Annotated in this window: 19 protein-coding genes and 1 riboswitch; of the genes, 9 read left to right on the top strand and 10 right to left on the bottom strand. The window is 34.1% G+C overall.

All coding sequences use genetic code 11. The features are described 5' to 3' along the window. Positions 1–9 precede the first annotated feature (9 nt). The gene (locus OEZ61_RS00805) at positions 10–1722 is read right to left on the bottom strand and encodes an NFACT family protein (protein WP_263506414.1); all 1713 of its coding nucleotides are present in this window, start codon (positions 1720–1722) and stop codon (positions 10–12) included. A gap of 157 nt (positions 1723–1879) precedes the next feature. Between OEZ61_RS00805 and OEZ61_RS00800 the strand changes: the two genes are divergently transcribed. The 8 genes from OEZ61_RS00800 to OEZ61_RS00765 all read left to right on the top strand — a co-directional run bounded on the left by OEZ61_RS00800 (position 1880) and on the right by OEZ61_RS00765 (position 7182). Continuing rightward, the gene (locus OEZ61_RS00800; RefSeq protein ID WP_263506415.1) at positions 1880–2749 is read left to right on the top strand and encodes a DegV family protein; all 870 of its coding nucleotides are present in this window, start codon (positions 1880–1882) and stop codon (positions 2747–2749) included. A 108-nt stretch (positions 2750–2857) separates the two neighbouring features. After that, positions 2858–3814 carry a ketopantoate reductase family protein gene (locus tag OEZ61_RS00795; protein WP_041152247.1) on the top strand — a complete coding sequence of 319 codons (957 nt, stop codon included), beginning with the start codon at positions 2858–2860 and terminating at the stop codon, positions 3812–3814. Positions 3815–3878: 64 nt separating this feature from the next. After that, a riboswitch (THF riboswitch) is annotated at positions 3879–3973 on the top strand. A gap of 64 nt (positions 3974–4037) precedes the next feature. After that, positions 4038–4583 carry a folate family ECF transporter S component gene (locus OEZ61_RS00790; RefSeq protein WP_041152248.1) on the top strand — a complete coding sequence of 182 codons (546 nt, stop codon included), beginning with the start codon at positions 4038–4040 and terminating at the stop codon, positions 4581–4583. A gap of 20 nt (positions 4584–4603) precedes the next feature. Further along, positions 4604–5074, top strand: a complete 471-nt coding sequence (locus OEZ61_RS00785) for a redoxin domain-containing protein (RefSeq protein ID WP_041152249.1) — start codon at positions 4604–4606, stop codon at positions 5072–5074. A gap of 51 nt (positions 5075–5125) precedes the next feature. Continuing rightward, positions 5126–5581 (top strand): hypothetical protein, encoded by a 456-nt coding sequence (locus OEZ61_RS00780; protein WP_198177885.1) that lies wholly within the window; start codon positions 5126–5128, stop codon positions 5579–5581. A 2-nt stretch (positions 5582–5583) separates the two neighbouring features. Beyond that, positions 5584–5742 (top strand): hypothetical protein, encoded by a 159-nt coding sequence (locus OEZ61_RS00775; protein WP_290046628.1) that lies wholly within the window; start codon positions 5584–5586, stop codon positions 5740–5742. Between the two features lie 248 nt (positions 5743–5990). Next, on the top strand, positions 5991–6521 hold the full coding sequence (locus tag OEZ61_RS00770; RefSeq protein WP_217303911.1) for a GNAT family N-acetyltransferase: 531 nt from the start codon (positions 5991–5993) through the stop codon (positions 6519–6521). 175 nt (positions 6522–6696) lie between these two features. Further along, on the top strand, positions 6697–7182 hold the full coding sequence (locus tag OEZ61_RS00765) for a hypothetical protein (RefSeq protein WP_041152252.1): 486 nt from the start codon (positions 6697–6699) through the stop codon (positions 7180–7182). A gap of 50 nt (positions 7183–7232) precedes the next feature. On the opposite strand, the gene OEZ61_RS00760 is transcribed toward OEZ61_RS00765, so the two are convergent. Genes OEZ61_RS00760 through OEZ61_RS00730 form a run of 7 tightly spaced genes read right to left on the bottom strand, consistent with a single transcriptional unit; the run spans position 7233 to position 14829 of the window. Continuing rightward, a complete protein-coding gene (locus tag OEZ61_RS00760) occupies positions 7233–9734 on the bottom strand; it encodes an ATP-grasp domain-containing protein (RefSeq protein ID WP_057197802.1) in 2502 nt (833 codons plus the stop codon). Positions 9735–9737: 3 nt separating this feature from the next. Beyond that, on the bottom strand, positions 9738–10811 hold the full coding sequence (locus OEZ61_RS00755) for a carbamoyl phosphate synthase small subunit (RefSeq protein WP_041152254.1): 1074 nt from the start codon (positions 10809–10811) through the stop codon (positions 9738–9740). A gap of 33 nt (positions 10812–10844) precedes the next feature. After that, entirely contained in the window at positions 10845–11372 is a 528-nt protein-coding gene (gene pyrR, locus OEZ61_RS00750) for a bifunctional pyr operon transcriptional regulator/uracil phosphoribosyltransferase PyrR (protein WP_034531143.1), read from the bottom strand. Between the two features lie 11 nt (positions 11373–11383). Next, positions 11384–12301 (bottom strand): RluA family pseudouridine synthase, encoded by a 918-nt coding sequence (locus tag OEZ61_RS00745; RefSeq protein WP_041152255.1) that lies wholly within the window; start codon positions 12299–12301, stop codon positions 11384–11386. Then, entirely contained in the window at positions 12297–12743 is a 447-nt protein-coding gene (lspA, locus tag OEZ61_RS00740) for a signal peptidase II (protein ID WP_140999766.1), read from the bottom strand. Before lspA ends, OEZ61_RS00745 begins: the two co-directional genes overlap by 5 nt. An 18-nt stretch (positions 12744–12761) precedes the next feature. Then, a complete protein-coding gene (locus OEZ61_RS00735; protein WP_290046626.1) occupies positions 12762–14417 on the bottom strand; it encodes a formate--tetrahydrofolate ligase in 1656 nt (551 codons plus the stop codon). Between the two features lie 28 nt (positions 14418–14445). Continuing rightward, entirely contained in the window at positions 14446–14829 is a 384-nt protein-coding gene (locus OEZ61_RS00730; protein ID WP_041152257.1) for an EbsA family protein, read from the bottom strand. Positions 14830–14860: 31 nt separating this feature from the next. On the opposite strand from OEZ61_RS00730, the gene OEZ61_RS00725 reads away from it, so the two are divergent. Further along, positions 14861–15250, top strand: a complete 390-nt coding sequence (locus OEZ61_RS00725; RefSeq protein ID WP_034533593.1) for a ribonuclease HI family protein — start codon at positions 14861–14863, stop codon at positions 15248–15250. Here the strand turns inward: OEZ61_RS00725 and OEZ61_RS00720 are convergent. Both OEZ61_RS00720 and OEZ61_RS00715 read right to left on the bottom strand, forming a co-directional pair. Next, entirely contained in the window at positions 15239–16363 is a 1125-nt protein-coding gene (locus OEZ61_RS00720) for an FAD-dependent oxidoreductase (protein WP_290046624.1), read from the bottom strand. The genes OEZ61_RS00725 and OEZ61_RS00720 overlap by 12 nt on opposite strands. Positions 16364–16375: 12 nt before the next feature. Then, entirely contained in the window at positions 16376–17509 is a 1134-nt protein-coding gene (locus tag OEZ61_RS00715) for a class I SAM-dependent RNA methyltransferase (protein ID WP_290046622.1), read from the bottom strand. Positions 17510–17570 lie beyond the last annotated feature (61 nt).

The raw sequence follows: 17570 nt of genomic DNA, 5'->3' as shown, positions 1-17570 counted from the left end.
TGCATCCCTTTATTTGTTTTCTCTTAATTGATCAACGAATTCTTTACTTGGTGTTACAAAAATGGTCTTTTGACCTTCGTAAATAACAAATCCAGGCTTAGAACCATTTGGTTTTCTAATCTTTTTAACTTGGACATAGTCAACAGGAACAGTTGCTGAATCTCTTGCTTTAGAGAAGTATGCGGCAAGCATGGCAGCAGTTTCAATGGTGTCGTCGTCTGGATTGAAGTCCTTGATGATAACGTGAGAGCCGTGAATCTTTTGTGTATGCAACCAAGTATCTCGCTTATCAGCATCCTTCATTGTTAACTTATCATTTTGTAGGTTATTCTTACCTACAATAATATGAATGCCTTTATCAGTAATGAACTCTTCAGGCTTACTGATCTTGGTATTCTTATTTTTATTCTTAGTGTTTCGATTGTTATGATGCTTTAAATATCCTTCGTTTTTTAGTTCGACTTTAATGTCGTCTAAATCGGATGGGTTGGCAATCTCAATTTGTGAAAGAATATTTTCAAAGTAATCAATTTCGTCATTGGTTTTCTTCAATTGTTCCGTCACAAATGAAACAGCATTCTTTTCCTTTTGATAACGTTTAAAGTACTTTTGCGCGTTTTCTGAAGGAGTTAATTGATTAGAAATACTGATGTCGATTTCGTTCCCATCGTCATAGAAATTAGGTAGGGCAATTTTAGTCATTCCTTTTTGAATCTTGTATAGGTATGTGGTTAAAATTTCACCCTTAATACGGTATTCATCGGCATACTTAGTATTATCCAAGGTCTTTTCAAGTTTCTTCTTCTTATTTTTATTCTTCTTTAATTCACTTCTAGCAACCTTAATTAATTGGCCACCTTGTTCGCGAACACGGTCCAATCTAGCCTTTGTTTCGTAGTAGTTATCTAGTAATTCACTTAATGTATCATATTGAATGTTATTATCTTCAAACGGATAAACATTAAAACTATTACTCTTACCATGTTCAATCATGGTTGGAATTGGATTATTAAAATGATCGAAGAACTTATCAAACTTATCTTTGACGGTACCATCTTCATGCATTGCTTGAGCAAGATATAGTGATGTGTCTTTACCAAGTCCTTGGATTCTCTTACGTAGTTCAGCGGATAGAACCTCTTGGTTAGGGAATTCCTTGGTTAAGTCTTCAATTTGTTGATAGTCAACGTTTTCATCAAATGGATTAACCATGTCTTGGTTTGGTGGGGTGATGTATGTGTCACCGGGCAAGATAGTTCTGTATCTATTCTTATCTGCACCAATTCGTTTGATTGCATCGATGATTCGCATATCATCTTGCGTATCTACTAAAATGATATTACTGTGTCTAGCCATGATTTCTACGACTAAACGCATTTCCTTTAAATCACCAATTTCATTTCTAGTTGTGAAATGAAAAATCATTACACGGTCGTTATCAATTTGGGATACTTTCTTTAAAACTGATCCACTAAGATGTTTTCTTAATGTCATTGTGAAAGTAGTTGGTGTGTGCGGGTTAACATATGGAATTTTTGAAACTTGCACACGCGCATAGTTAGGGTTGGCTGAAATTAAAATTGGATAGTTTTCATGATTTGAACGAACTGTTAATACAATTTCGTTATCATATGGTTGGTTGATTTTGGATACTCGACCACCTGAAACTAATTGATTTAATTCACCAGTCATTGCATGAGTAAATGATCCATCAAATGACATTATCTCATCTCTCTTTCGTACAAAGTATTACATTCTAGTATAACTGATATGCAAGCAAATTAGCAAAAATAACAGAGTTCTCATGATATAAATATGTTTTAATGTTATAATTTTATTTATAAATAATCGTATGTATTATGAAAAAGGATGAAAGATAATGAAAATTGCAATCGTAACAGATAGTACTTCTTATTTATCAAAAGAAGAACAAGAAAAATATGGAATTCATATTGTTCATATGCCTGTAATGATTGATGGTAAAAGCTATGAAGAAGGCAGCAACATTTCAACGGATGAATTCTATGAAAAACTAAAAAACTCACAATCATTTCCAAGTACATCACAACCACCAATGGGTGAGTTGATTAACTTGTATGATTCATTGGCAGATGAAGGTTACGACACTGTAATCAGTATTCATTTAGCAAGTACCATTTCTGGTTTTTACAATTCATTGTCAGCGCTTGCACCAACCATTGAAAACATTAAGGTAATGCCTTATAACTCAAAGATTACAGTAAAACTAATGGGTAACTTGGCAATCGAAGCTGCAAAGAAAGTACAATCGGGGGCTAGCGTAGATGAAATCATTGAACATTTAGATCACGTTAGAGACACAATTGATGAAGTATTCGTTGTTGATGACCTACAAAACCTTGTAAGAGGTGGAAGATTATCAAATGCTTCAGCATTTCTAGGAAGCTTACTTAAGATTAAGCCATTACTAACTTTCGATAAGAAGAGTAATGAAATTGTGGCATTTGAAAAAGTAAGATCTCGTAAGAAGGCACTTAAACGTACTGAAGAAATCTTCAAAGAAGCTGCTTCTAAGGTTGATTATCCATTAAAAGCAATCGTGATTAATGGTAATGATCCAGAAGCTGGACATGAATGGAAAGAAAATATTCAACAGTTATATCCAGAGATGAGCATTGAAGAAAGTTACTTTGGACCTGTTATTGGTACCCATTTAGGTAACAAATCACTTGCTTTAGCTTGGATGATAGATACTGACAAAAAGGACTAGTGTTGACTAGTTCTTTTTTATTATTAAAAAACAATTAGAAAACACATTGCTTTTTCTAATAATTAGTTCTATACTCATAACAACTTTTAAAGATATGAGGTGTTGTTTATGAAATACGGAATTATTGGAGCAGGAGCAATGGGATACAGGTATGGTGTTTTATTGCAAGAGAATGCCGGCGTGGAAGTAGATTTCATCGAAACATGGGAACCTAATATTGAAAAGGTAAAGGAACAAGGTGGTGTTTACGTTTCACGTGACCACGAAAATAAACATCTGGTGCCGATTAATATCTATTATCCAGAAGATTATAAGGGTCATCCTGATGTTTGGATTATTTTTAAAAAACAAATGCAACTGGAAGAAGAACTTAGGAGAGATAGTGCTGCTGGAATCTTTCATGATGATCAATATGCTTTTTCTGCGATGAATGGAATGGGGCATTTTGATAAAATCGAAAAATATTTTGATAAAGATAAAATCGTTTGTGGTACCGCGATGATTGCGACTGTTTTAAATGGACCTGGAGATGTTGATTTCATGGGACCTGTAAATGGAGAAGCAATGCACTTAGCTCCATATAATGATAAAAAACCGGATGCAACTGTTAAGAACTTATACGATGACTTGAAAGAAGCGAAATTAGGCCCAATCATGGCCAATAACTGGATTAACATGTGTATGACTAAAGTTGTGTTTAACGCTGTTGTTAACACTCTTTGTACAATGTTTGAAGTTCAAATGGGACAGTTCATTCAATATCCAAAAGCACCAGAAATGGCAAGACAACTATTTAATGAGTCATTTGATGCGTGTGAAAGAGCGGGGATTTATATGGATGAAACAAGAGATGAACAGGTTCAATCCGTTATTGATACCAGTCATACTCTAAAATATCATTATCCTTCAATGTATCAAGACTTCTCAAAAGGTAGGGAAACAGAAGTTGATTACATTAATGGTTACATCGCTAAGTTAGGTAGGGAAAATGACTACGTTTGCCGTACACATGAGTTTGTTGTAAACCAAGTTCATCTAGTTGAACAAATGAGACAATTCAAATAATTGAACGATGAATGTAATTGTTTTGTAATTATAAACATGATAATATTGAGTTGTAACAAAAAATTTGGGAGTAGGTAGTTATGCGTAAAGTGCAGGCGGAACGGAATGTGAACGCCTGACGAAAACTTAGGTTGCGATGTAACTACCGCATTCGCCACAACTTTTTTATAATATCAACTTTTATAATTATATGAGTGGCAGCTCCACTAGGAGATGTCTTTTGATGAATGTTTCAACTTTATTCAGGGTTCCGCGTATTAACGTAAGGGACGCCGCTACAATTGCTATTTTAATGGCAATGACTTATGTTTTAGGAAGAGTCGGTATACATACACCAATCATTGTATTTACTTTCTCATTTTTAGCTACTGCTGTATTGGCTTCAATGTACGGACCAATCGTAGCAGGAATCGTAGGTGGGGTATATGACGTATTCGTTACGATCCTAAGCGGTCAAATGTATTTGCCTGGATTTACAGTATCAGCCGTTCTATCAGCTTTCATTTTTGGTTTATTCTTATACAAAAATGAAAAGTTCAGTCCATGGAAAGCTATTTTGGCTCAATTGGTCATTACATTATTAGTAAATACTTTCTTGAATACTCTATGGTTATCAATGTCAACATTGACAGCTGGATACAGTTTCAGGGTATTCTTAATGACTAGATTGATCAAACAACTTATTACAACACCAATTCAAATGGTGCTACTAGTAGTTGTGCTAGGTAATCCAATTATGCAAAAGTTGATAAAATCTCGTTGGAAATAATTTAGATTTGGAGTGTAATTATGAGTACAATCTATGATTACCAGTTAACTGAAATGAATGGTCAATCCATCAATTTCGGTGATTTAAAGGGTAAGGTTATCTTAATAGTTAATACAGCTAGCAAGTGTGGTCTTGCTGGACAATTAAAGGATTTACAATACTTATATGATAAGTACAAGGATCAAGGACTTGTCTTAGTCGGTGTACCATCAAATCAATTCCACATGGAATTAAATAGTGATGAAAAGACCAGCGAATACTGTCAATTACATTATGGGGTTACATTCCCAATGGCTAAACAAGCAAAGGTAAATGGCAAAGATGAACTACCATTATTTACATACTTGAAGTCAGCATCTGGTAAGGGTCGTATTAAATTTAATTACACCAAATTCTTGATTAATAAAAATGGTGAATTCGTAAAACGTTACTCACCATTAAAGAATCCACGTAAAATTGAACAAGATATTATCAATGAACTAGATCAATAACTAAAAGCATCCGTTTCGGGTGCTTTTGTTGTATAAAGGGAGATTTTAGCAATGTTTAATCAGGAAGTACTAAAAGAGACACGATTAAGAACAATTGAATCATTAAAAGATTTATATGGTTTGTTGGTTTCATCTGCAATAGCATGGTTAGTAGCATTGATTGGTGTTGCACTAGAAACATTTCAAAACTCATTGGAACGTGCATATTTCTTTTTACCAAGTATGACGCCTAAACATTTTGAGAAAATCTATCATAATGATTTATCAAACACGTTCAAATATGGGGTTTTAATAATAATCAGTGCGATAGTATTATTTATTATATTAATGTGGTTACAACGTAAGCATGCATCTGTGATCAGTCGTATGGGTTGGTCAATCATTATTATTGTAATGGGTGGTTTAGTGATGGCACAAACACTTACCAATGTTTACATGAACCATGATAAAGGTATCAATTATTATCATCCAGAACGTATGTATCAAAACCATAAAGGAGGAAAATAATTATGATCGATTATGGAGCTAGCTATGTAATACAAGGTTTAATTGCATTAATTGCTAAAGCAATATATTTATGGTTTATAACAAAAGCTGTGGTATTAATTATAGTTATAGCAATGTTATTTGTCAGAAACTACTGGCGTGTATTAAAAGGAAAATATTAAATATAATATGAGCATCCAATACGGATTCTTTTTTTAATACAATTATTGATGGGGAATACAGAGAACACTTCTCAAATTATCTAAAATTATCTACTTTACATAATATATATTATGCGAAGTAGACTTAAAAAGAAGAAGTAGCAATGATTTTCAATTTTACATTTATTTATAACTTAATTTGATTTATATATTCCCGTAATATGTTTATGATATGATTTGTATAAATTCTTTGGAGGTTTTATTTATATATGATTACCTTTAGCAATCTCTCTGATAATAATGATTCAAGTTATTGGTTAGATCTTTATTCAGATTCGTTTCCAACTAATCAACGAATTGATTTCAATGATTTAACTAATATTGCTAATTTTAATGACTCCGTTCAAATGCTGTTAATTCAGTTAAATGCTAAAAATGTCGGCATTATTTATCTTGTTGATTTTGACGATCAAGCATTCATATTATATCTTGCTATTGATACTAATATGCGTGGTAACGGTTTAGGAAAATCTACCATAAACGCCTTGAAATCAAGGTTTAAGGATGGATTTATCCTTGAATCTGAGTCTGTTTTAGTCGATTCTGATAATCCTAAACAGCGAAATGCTAGATACCGTTTCTATACCAATAACGGTATGATTGATACGGATTTAGCTAGCAAGGATTCTGATGATGAATTCCACCTACTTACTTCAAATAAGGATGCTGGTGTTGATTTATACAAGAAAGCTAACCAAATCCTTGGTTTAGATGTAGATGTAATTAAATACAATAAATAGCAAAAAATAGGACGCTCTCTGCTGCACGTTAAAATGTTTATATGTATAGTTATACATTTGCGTGCAGTGTGAGACGCCCTAAATACATAAGATAATTTTGATAAGACTAATAACGTTGGTTTTTAAGTTTCATATGATAAAATGCATTCATACTTAAATTTTAAGGAGAAGCAAAATGAATGTTTTAAAGTTAAAAAAATCTACATATTTAATTATTGGGATAATAATTATATTGGTTGCTCTAGGAATCAGAAACACCATTGATAATGGAAAGTTCTATCAATTTACAAACAACAACGCTGGATTGCTTGTAAAAGCTGATGAAAACAAAAAAGTTATTTGGAAAATGGTAAACCAAGACTCGGATGTTACATATTTATATTTCAACAAGAATAACCAAGTATTAATTGCTGAAGATAAATCTGATCTAAATGGAATCTATAAGAATCCAAACAATTACAGTGATGATATCGGAACTTTTAAAAATAACGGTGGCGAAATTACTTTCAACATCAAGTATGACGAAGAACAAGTTAACATCAAACTTTACAATTTAAAAAAGGTTAACGATAACAAATTTGTTGGTATTAGTGAAACCGACTCTGGCAGTACCTCATTTAAGAAGAACATCACAATTACCAAAGACGGATTTATTAAGTAAAAAAGGGCGTCTACGTCTATTAAAAAAAGCATTCCAAAATGGAATGCTTTTTATTTATCATCGACTAATCTAAATTTGATTTTAGCCCCTACTTCTTGGGAACTATTAGCATGATCAACTTTGACGTTTAATTGTTTGAATGGGAAGGTTGCTTGCATATGAGTAACTCTGTTAGACATATCAGGCATATTCTTCATTAATTCGTTAATATCCAATCTCTTGGTGTAGAAACGAACAAGTGCCCTAACCCAATTAATTCCAGTTGCTCTGCTTAAGAATATTGTCTCAGTTAAACGTAGTGGTCTAATACCAACATACTCTGATTCGCCCTTCTTGTTTTGATTAAACAAGATTTGAACTAATCCAATCCAATTGGAACTTTGAATATGTGATTTAGATTCTTCAATATCTCTTTGTAATGCTTCATTATCTAAGACATATGGCGTCTCGTAAGCAGTTACGTAATCTAAGTCACTCTTATTATTACTAATTAGCTTTTCTGTTGAGATAAAGTAACTTTCATCTTGAGTCACAAAGAAGTTTAATGCATAGGTAACATCCTTAGGTAAAACAACTCCTGTTTCTTGATCAGGTGGCAATACTTGAACATTTAAATCAGTGTATTTCTTCAATTGTTTTAGTAGGAAATGTCTGTTTCCAGGAATGAATACTCTAACCGGTTTTTCAAGTTCAATAATATTTAGAATTGCCCCTAATTGAATTGGTTCAATGTATTGCTTATCACTAATTTGCGGACTTAATGATAAGGCATTTGGATTGTTATTCATCACGATTGTCTTGTAACCAATTCTGTGTAGTTGGATTAGCATTTCAGCTGTGTAGTAATCGGCTGCTGTATTAGGTCCCAGCTTGTTACCACCACGACCAATTACTAAAGCTGTCTTTTCTGATTCTTGACTAGATTCGTTTTCAATTTCATAACTACTGTAGAAAGAACGAATGTTTTGATCAAATTCACCAGCTGAAGGTTCAATTGCCTTATATGTTGGGTATTCACCAGCAGCATGGTATAGTTCTCTCACTTTTTCAATTGGTTGATGCCATGTTTCAGCCATCATACCATCACCAAAACCATGATCATGAGCAACTTCAATGGTGCTTAGTTTCATAGGTTCCTTAATGATTAGTTCTTCTACATCCAATAATTCTTTTAGTTTGTAGAAATAGAATTGGTTAATCTTGGTTAATTCCTCTAATTCATCCACTTGGTAACCACGTCTTAGCGCTTCAATTAGCACTAATAAACGATCTGACTTAGGGTGAATTAATTGACTGATTAATTCATCACTACTGATTTCGTACATGCTTGGTAGAACATCACGAGGTGAGAACTGAGAACTACGCAAGGCTTTTAACATTGCTTCTTCAACTGTTCTACCTACCCCAATGGTTGAACCAACAGACTTCATAGTAGTATTTAGATGTTGATTAGCTTCTGGAACATTATCAAATGGCCAGACTGGCATCTTAATTACTACGTGGTCTAATGTAGGTTCCATGATTGGTGTCAAACGGTGATAATTAGCATGCAATTGAATTTCTGGCAATGAATTGCCTAGTAAAAGATTTGTACATACGTAAACCAATGGATAACCTGTTGAGCGAGCAGCTAGTGCTGAACTACTATTAATCATCGGATTAATCTTTGTGATGTAGTAATTGCTACCGTCATTAGGATCTAGCGCAAATTGAATGTGGCATAAACCAACGATGTTCAATAAATCCATCATCTTAAATGTTGCAGTTCGTAGGCTTTGGTACTCAATATCTCCCAGTGTTTGAACTGGAGATATTACGATTGAATCACCAGAATGGACACCAACAGCATCAATGTTTTCCAAACCACTAATTAGAATCTTGGTGTTGGTTTGATCTCTAACCGCAACAGTTTCGATTTGTTTGTAACCAACGATACTCTTTTCAATGATACATACGCTGTCGTCTTCAAATTCTTCTTCTAGCATGTCAGAAAGTTCTTCTGCGTTATTACAGATGATTCTTTCAGTACTTTCCTTATGATTAACTTTTTTGATGTTAACTGGGAACCCAATTTCTCGAACGACTTCAAATGCTTCAGAATCACTTCTAACGATTTTAGAAGGTACTGCTGGTTCATCGATACTATTAATAGCAATCTTCATCTTATCTGGATTATTAATAACCTTTAAAGACTCTTTAGAGATTCCTAAAACACGGACTCCTAAATCGCTTAGAATTCCTTGGTTTAATAGTTCCTGCGTAACATGAATTGCTCTTAATCCCCCTGCGATTGGAATAATTGCATCAGGAGATTCCTTCTTAATTACATCAAGAACATTTTTTAAATTAATTTCTTTTATAAATACATTAGCCGGTTGAACTTCTGAAAGTGTAAGTGAAAAAGGATTATTATCAATCACTAGGACTTGAACGCCGTTTTTCTTTAAGGCTGTCATCATTTGAAATGCAGCAGCATCAAGCTCAGTTTCACTACCAATTTTAGAAGGTCCACCACCTAAAATTAATATCTTCTTGATTTTATTATCTATCATTAGTTATCTCCTTTGTGAGCTAACGTTTTCTAGAAATTCTTCGAACAAGTCTGCACTGTCTTGTGGACCAGGTCCACCATCTGGTGAGAATTGAACGGAAAAAGCAGGATAATCACGATGTCTGATACCTTGAACAGTTCCATTAACTAAATCAACATATGTAATCAATAACTGATCATGAATGATTGATTTAGGGTCAACAGCGTATCCTTCACTTTGCGATGCATAGATGATTTGATTGGTAATAACTTGTCTAATCGGATGATTACTACCATGATGCTCACCATCTAATTTATAGACGTTGGCATCGTTAGCTAATGCAAACAATTCGTGACCTAATCCCATCGCAAACATTGGGATTTCTTTTTGAACCTCTCTAATCATCTGTAAAACAGAGTCTGGTAAATCTCTTGGAGAACCAGGTCCGGTTGATAGCACAACGCCATCAGGGTCTAAATCAAAAATTTCCTGACTAGTTGTTTCAAATGGCATCACAATAACGTTGCAATCAAGGTCAGCCAACTTACGTAAAATACCGTATTTAAGACCGAAATCAATCAATACAATATTATATCCATCACCAGTATTTGGAAATGGCGCTTTGGTAGATACTTGATTTACTTGTTGGTTAGTAAGCACCGTTGCATGAAGTTGATCAAAAGCATGTTCATCATCCATATCAACGATACTTGCCTTCATTGTTTGTTTTCGATTTAAGCGACGTGTTAATTCTCTAGTATCAATTCCCGCAATACCAGGAATGTTATGTTGCTTTAAAAATAAATCTAAGTTTAAGTTTCCTAATCTATTGGTAGAAATATTGGAGTATTCCTTGACAACTACCCCTTTAGAATTAGTTACAATCGCTTCAAAGCTCTTGTGATTAATTCCAGTATTACCAATAGATGGCTGTGTAAACACAATGATTTGATTATGGTAAATTTGATTTGTTATAACTTCTTGATAGCCTAACATATTAGAATTTACAATAATTTCTCCAGTTGTGGTTGCTTCAGCTCCGAAGGCCTTACCTTTATATGAAGTTCCATCTTCTAATATTAAATATCTAGTGGTCATAACAACAATCTCCTTAAATATTTTATTTAAGAGTTACTTTTCATCAATTTCAACAGAATCTTGATCATCGATTTCATCAACTTGAACATTGATGATTTCTTGTTTTGAAGTTGGAATATTCTTACCAACAAAGTCAGCTCTAATTGGTAATTCACGGTGTCCACGATCAACTAATACAGCTAATCTGATGTTCTTTGGACGACCTAATTCAGCAATTGCTGATAAAGCAGCGTTAATAGTTCTACCAGTAAATAAAACATCATCAACTAAAATAATGTTTTTGTCCTTTAATGATACAGCTTCATCAGAAAGAACTGCTGGTTCATTGTCAGTGTGTTGAATATCATCACGATACTTTGTAACGTCGATTCCAACTACAGGAACTTCTTTGTTTTCAAGTTTTTGTAAACGGTTAGCAATGCGTTTTGCAAGGTAAATACCACGAGTCTTAATACCAACTAATACTAGGTTGTTTACCCCTTTATTTTTTTCGATAATTTCGTAAGTAATACGAGTTAACGCTCTTTGCATGGCCATTTTATCAACAACGACTTTACTCATTACAAATCCTCCTATTTTTGATTGTACTTATTTCTTAATTTAGTAATTGTTTGTTCGAAAATTTCTGGCAATGGTGTTTCAAAAATCATTTGTTCATTTGTTTTTGGATGAACGAATCCTAATTTCTTAGCATGTAAGAATTGTCCATTACCCTTTAAGGTATTCTTTGGTCCATATAATGGATCTCCAGCAAGTGGATGCCCAATATACTTCATATGAACTCTAATTTGATGAGTACGACCTGTTTCTAAAACACATGAAACAAGTGTGTATTCTCCACCAAAGCGTTCTAGAACCTTAAAATGAGTAACGGCATTCTTTCCATCATCTACGATTGCCTGTTTTTTACGGTCTTTTTTAGATCTACCAATTGGGGCGTTAATTACACCGCTATTTTCTTTGATATTTCCATGTACTAACGCAATATACTCACGAATGTTTGATTTATCCTTTAATTGTTTGGATAAAGATTCATGAGCATAATTGTTCTTAGCAACCATTAATAGACCAGATGTATCTTTATCAATTCTGTGAACGATTCCTGGTCTGTAGGTTCCATTAATTGTTGAAAGTGGTGAATGATAAAGCAATGCATTCACTAATGTATGATCAGGATGCCCTGGAGAAGGATGAACAACCATTCCTTGCGGCTTGTTAACGACAATTACATCGTCATCCTCATATACAATATCGATGTCGATGTTTTCAGGTTCCACGTTCATTGTTTCTGGTTCAGGAATGGTTACCTGAATTACTTCACCGTCTTTAACATCGTATTTTGCCTTTTTCTTTTGTCCATCTACCAAGACTAATCCGTCTTCAATCAAACTCTTGGCTCTTGAACGACTTAAATCATCAACGTTATCAGTTAATGATTTATCTAGTCGAACACTCCCCTTTGTGACTGTATAAGTTACTGTATCTTTAATCTAAATCACCATCTCTTAAAATTGCAAAAAATAACAAGATAATTCCGAATGTAATGCAGATATCTGCAAAGTTAAACACTGGGAAATTAATAAAATCAACTTGGAACATATCAACTACATATCCTTGTAAGAAACGGTTAATGAAGTTACCTAAAATTCCAGATAATAAAATTGTTGTACTTGTTAAATAAAGCTTTCTACCCTTTAATTTTATCATAAAATAAACAATCGCTACGACTGCTACTAAGGTAATAATGGAAAATAACCATTGTTGACCTTCCAAGATACTCCAAGCAGCACCGCTATTATGCAGATTGGTAATTGATAATACACCAGGGATGATTGTTGTACTGGATGTTTCTGAAATGTTTGCAGAAATCCAAATTTTAATTGCTTGATCAATTCCAACAAGAGCACATAGGCTAATTAAAATATATACAATTGGCATTGAAAAACTCCTTTAGAATAGTCCGGTAATCTTACCATCATTATCAATATCCATGTCTAATGCGGCAGGATGTGATGGTAAACCAGGCATTGTTAGAATCTTACCGGTTAATACAACGATGAAACCGGCACCTAGTTTAGGTTGAATGTCAGAAACATTAATTGAGAAGTCAACTGGTGCTCCTAACTCTTTAGCATTATCAGTGAATGAGTATTGAGTCTTAGCTACACAGATTGGTAATTTATCCCAACCATTTTTAACTAGTTTCTTTAGTTGTGTCTTAGCTTTATTACTTAAAACAACACCATTTCCACCATAAATTTTAGTAACGATGGCGTTTAACTTGTCCATGAAGTCATCATCGTTGTTGTATAGAGGTTTGAATTCTTGATTGTTGTCACATACATCAACTAATTCTTCAGCTAATTCAATAGCACCTGCACCACCGTTTTCCCATACAGTTGTGTTGAATGGTTTTACACCTTGTTCTTTGATGTAATCGTTTAGTGCATTAATTTCTTTTTCAGTATCGCTAGTAAATTCATTTACAGCTACTACGACTGGTTTGTTGTATTGCTTCATGTTAGCAATGTGTCTACCTAAGTTCTTAGCACCCTTTAGCAATGCATCTACGTTTTCTTGATCTAGGTCGTTCTTGTTAACACCACCATTTAGTTTTAACGCTCTAACAGTTGCAACGATAACAATTGCGTCTGGACGTTTGCCCAACTTTTCAGATGTAATGTCTAGGAACTTTTCTCCACCTAAATCAGCACCGAAACCAGCTTCAGTAATTGCGTAATCAGCATGTTGAATGGCTGCTTTAGTAGCTAAAATACTGTTACATCCGTGAGCAATATTAGCAAAAGGTCCACCATGAATAAATGCTGGAGTATGTTCTAGTGTTTGAACTAAATTCGGTTTGATTGCATCTTTTAATAGTAGTGCCAATGCACCAGTAACACCCAAATCACTAACAGTAACTGGTTGTCTGTCGTAGTTGTATCCAATTAGGATTTTACCTAATTTTTCTTTTAAGTCGTCTAAATCTTCACTTAAACATAGAACTGCCATGATTTCACTTGCGACAGTAATGTCAAAGCCGTCTTCACGAGGGACACCAGATGTGCGTCCACCCAATCCAACGATTACGTTTCTTAATTCTCGGTCGTTAATGTCAACGACTCTCTTCCAAGTAATTGTTCTAGGATCAATGTTTAGCTTGTTACCATGATGAATGTGATTATCAATTAATGCTGATAATGTGTCATGTGCTTCGGTAATAGCAGGAAAATCACCTGTAAAGAATAGGTTAATATCTTCCATTGGAGCTACTTGAGCATATCCACCACCAGTAGCACCACCCTTAATTCCCATAACAGGTCCAAGTGAGGGTTCTCTTAGTGCAATTGCTACAGACTCATTAATTCTGTGGAATGCGTCACCTAAACCAATGGTCAAAGTGGTTTTACCTTCACCAGCAGCGGTTGGATTAATTGATGTTACTAAAATCAGTTTACCGTTTTTTGAACCGGCAAATGGTAAGTTGATTTTCGCTTTATATTTACCATAAGGATCCATTTGATCGTCACTTATATTTAAACTTGATGCAATTTCGCTAATATTTTTTAATTCAGCTGATTGTGAAATTTCAATATCTGTTTTCATGATAAGAACATCTCCTAGAATTATGTAATTATTTTTTAAGTAAGTTGCTTAGCTCAATTATTGAATTGACAGGCAATAACAATCTGTAGTGCTTTTTATTAACTTCAATGTCTGCGGTATGCTTAGTGAATCTAACGTCATCAATATCGCTAATATTTGCTTCCAACCATTTTGGATTCATTAGCTTACTTACTGTTATTTTATCATCTTCAATGGTAATTCTTCTAAAAATAATTTGAAAAATCGCAAATAAGAAGAATACTAAAAAGAAAAAGATTGTAATCCATTGAATCACTGTTACTTCAAGCCAAAAAATAATTCCAATAAATAGAAGAGCAAATGTCCAAGCCCAGGTAATTACTGTATACAAAGGTTCTGGCTGGTATAAAAATGTTCGTTTTTGGGTTATCATTAAGTAAAACCTTCCTTTGGAGAATTAGATTATGTTTAAATTATACACTGATGCGGCCACAATGAACAATTCTGGGAACAGTTCTTGTGGAATTTTAATTGTTCATGATAGTGAACAATACCAAGAAAAACTTAAATTAACTTCAAAAGATAATCATGAAGCAGAGTTTGAAGCCTGTCTCCTCGGCTTTAAGGCGATTTCACCATTAACTAATAAGGACTCAATCATTGTTTATTATACTGACAGTAAAATTGTTCATGAAAGTTTAGAAAAGCAATATGCTAAACACTATCAAGAATATGTTGATCAAATCTTAGAAGAACAAGCTAAGTACAGCATGGTAATCAATAATTGGATTCCAGATACAAAAAATGAAGGTGCCCATAATCTTGCGACACAGGCCCTTCACTTATTTTACTAATTTAATATAATTTTCAATTGGTTTGCGATATTCATCGATATCGTAATCGATTTTATCAGCAATCATTTCTGCTAAAATCTTACCCACTAAAGGTCCAGTTGTTAAACCAGATGATCCTAGTCCACTGCCGACTAGGATTTTTTCATATCCAGGGATGCATCCAAAGAATGGCGCGAAATCTGAGGTATATGCTCTGGTACCAATCTTTACTCTAATTAAGTTTTCGGCATTAATTTGATTAGACATACTATGAGCACTATTTAATAGTTCATCAATAATATCCGCATCGGCAGATAAATCGAACCCCTTATCATTTTCATGACTAGCTCCCACAATTAAACGTCCATTACCTAATGGGATGAAATCTGATTCCCCTTCAGGCATTACAACTGGCATATCAACGTTAGCACCAAAAATTTGAGTGGTAGATAATTCAATTAATTGTCCCTTTTGTGGTCTAACATCAACATCTAAAGGAAGTTCTTTTAAAATATCCTTTGTCCAAGCACCAGTTGCTAAGATGATATTATCGAATTCTAGGACTTGTCCATCTAATTCAACATTACCATCTTCATTAATTGATACAGCTTGCTTAATTATTGTTAAATTCTTTTTCTTAGCAATCTTAGTCAAATGACTGGCGTATTTATCACCATTCAATCTAGCACCACCTGAAACGAATACACCAGGATAGGAATTATCGATAATCGGAACAAATCTCATTACCTCATCTGCAGTTAATTCCTTAATTTCACCAATTGTATCAGTCTCATCACGACGTTCTTCAGCTAATTGATAAAGTTCTTTTAGCTTTTCAGAATCTTCACGCGTAATGATGGTACCGCATTGGTTATAAATGCTTTCAGGCATTTTGGATTCCTTAGATATTTGTCTTAACAATGTTGCCCCGTCACGGGCTAGATTATACCATTTTTTATTTCTTCTTTTTGATAACCATGGTGAGATGATACCTGCAGCTGCCTTTGTGGCTTGACCGTTACCATCATCAAACATGGTCACTTCGAAATCGTTACCAGAATCTAGTTGGCTTAAGAAATAAGCAGCCGTTGATCCGACAATTCCGCCACCAATAATTGCTATTTTCTTGGTCAATATATACACCCTTTATTTTCTAATCTTTTTACCCCAGAATTGGAAATAATCGGTTCTTAAGTAACCATTGTATAGTTTACGAGTCTTAGTTGGAGCTTGTCCGTAGAACTTATCAAATTCCAAATCTGATGTAAGGAAGTACTTAGACCAACTAGTCATTGGTTTAAATACGCGTCCTAAGCCCTTGTATAGCTTACGAACTTCTTGTTTATCACTTAAACGTTCACCATATGGTGGGTTTGAAACAACCACACCATTAATCTTGTCAGTCTTGAAGTCAAGAACAGACAATTGCTTAAATTGAATATCGTGAAGTAATCCAACTTCTTGAGCATTTACTTTGGCAATATCAATCATATTTCCATCTACATCAGATGCCATGATATCAAGTTCTTTGTCGTAGTCAGCTTTTTCATCAGCTTTGTTTCGAACATCTTCAACGACGTCTTCATCTACCCAATCCCATTTTTCACATGAGAATTCACGGTTAAAACCAGGTGCAATGTTTCTTGCAATCATTGCTGCTTCAATTGGAATAGTTCCAGAACCACACATTGGATCTAAGAAAGGCATATCTGGGTACCAACTAGTTAACATGATTAATGCTGCAGCCATATTTTCCTTGATAGGAGCAGGACCTTTGGCAACACGGTAACCACGTTTGAATAAACTTTCACCAGTTGTATCTAGGGTAACCATTACATGGTCTTTATTAATTCTAGTTTCAAGCTTGTAAAGTTGACCGGTTTCTGGAAGTCTTGTACGACGATGATATGTTTCATTTAACTTATTTACTACCGCCTTTTTAGCGATTGCTTGAACGTCTGGAACACTGTGTAATGCAGAGTTGTGTGAACGTCCATTCATTGGAAATTGAGCATCCATTGGTAACAATTCGTCCCATGGAAGTGCTTTAACGTTTTGGAATAAATTTTCAAAAGTCTTGGCTTCAAATTCACCAACAATAATTTCAACACGATCGGCGGTTCTTAACCAAAGATTGGTATTGATAATATCTTCAATTGTTCCTTCAAATCTAACTCTTCCGTTTTCGACTTGAACTTCATAACCTAAATCACGAAGTTCTCTACCAACTAAAGCTTCAATTCCGGCGGCACAAGTGGCCATTAATTTAAAAGTTTTCATTTAATTCATCCTTTTTATGAATTATTTATTTTCAATAAAAAAAGGGAGGAAGAAAACTTCC

This window comes from Apilactobacillus sp. EABW-1NA, assembly GCF_030398685.1.
In the GTDB taxonomy this organism is placed as follows: domain Bacteria; phylum Bacillota; class Bacilli; order Lactobacillales; family Lactobacillaceae; genus Apilactobacillus; species Apilactobacillus waqarii.
Note: the sequence above shows the minus strand (reverse complement) of the source record. Positions and strands in the feature narration are given on the sequence as shown.

Excerpts from the sequence above, each read along its gene's own strand:
- OEZ61_RS00805 (WP_263506414.1), bottom strand. The coding sequence starts at position 1,722 with ATGTCATTTGATGGATCATTTACTCATGCAATGACTGGTGAATTAAAT.
- OEZ61_RS00800 (WP_263506415.1), top strand. The coding sequence starts at position 1,880 with ATGAAAATTGCAATCGTAACAGATAGTACTTCTTATTTATCAAAAGAA.
- OEZ61_RS00795 (WP_041152247.1), top strand. The coding sequence starts at position 2,858 with ATGAAATACGGAATTATTGGAGCAGGAGCAATGGGATACAGGTATGGT.
- OEZ61_RS00790 (WP_041152248.1), top strand. The coding sequence starts at position 4,038 with ATGAATGTTTCAACTTTATTCAGGGTTCCGCGTATTAACGTAAGGGAC.
- OEZ61_RS00785 (WP_041152249.1), top strand. The coding sequence starts at position 4,604 with ATGAGTACAATCTATGATTACCAGTTAACTGAAATGAATGGTCAATCC.
- OEZ61_RS00780 (WP_198177885.1), top strand. The coding sequence starts at position 5,126 with ATGTTTAATCAGGAAGTACTAAAAGAGACACGATTAAGAACAATTGAA.
- OEZ61_RS00775 (WP_290046628.1), top strand. The coding sequence starts at position 5,584 with ATGATCGATTATGGAGCTAGCTATGTAATACAAGGTTTAATTGCATTA.
- OEZ61_RS00770 (WP_217303911.1), top strand. The coding sequence starts at position 5,991 with ATGATTACCTTTAGCAATCTCTCTGATAATAATGATTCAAGTTATTGG.
- OEZ61_RS00765 (WP_041152252.1), top strand. The coding sequence starts at position 6,697 with ATGAATGTTTTAAAGTTAAAAAAATCTACATATTTAATTATTGGGATA.
- OEZ61_RS00760 (WP_057197802.1), bottom strand. The coding sequence starts at position 9,734 with ATGATAGATAATAAAATCAAGAAGATATTAATTTTAGGTGGTGGACCT.
- OEZ61_RS00755 (WP_041152254.1), bottom strand. The coding sequence starts at position 10,811 with ATGACCACTAGATATTTAATATTAGAAGATGGAACTTCATATAAAGGT.
- pyrR (WP_034531143.1), bottom strand. The coding sequence starts at position 11,372 with ATGAGTAAAGTCGTTGTTGATAAAATGGCCATGCAAAGAGCGTTAACT.
- OEZ61_RS00735 (WP_290046626.1), bottom strand. The coding sequence starts at position 14,417 with ATGAAAACAGATATTGAAATTTCACAATCAGCTGAATTAAAAAATATT.
- OEZ61_RS00730 (WP_041152257.1), bottom strand. The coding sequence starts at position 14,829 with ATGATAACCCAAAAACGAACATTTTTATACCAGCCAGAACCTTTGTAT.
- OEZ61_RS00725 (WP_034533593.1), top strand. The coding sequence starts at position 14,861 with ATGTTTAAATTATACACTGATGCGGCCACAATGAACAATTCTGGGAAC.
- OEZ61_RS00715 (WP_290046622.1), bottom strand. The coding sequence starts at position 17,509 with ATGAAAACTTTTAAATTAATGGCCACTTGTGCCGCCGGAATTGAAGCT.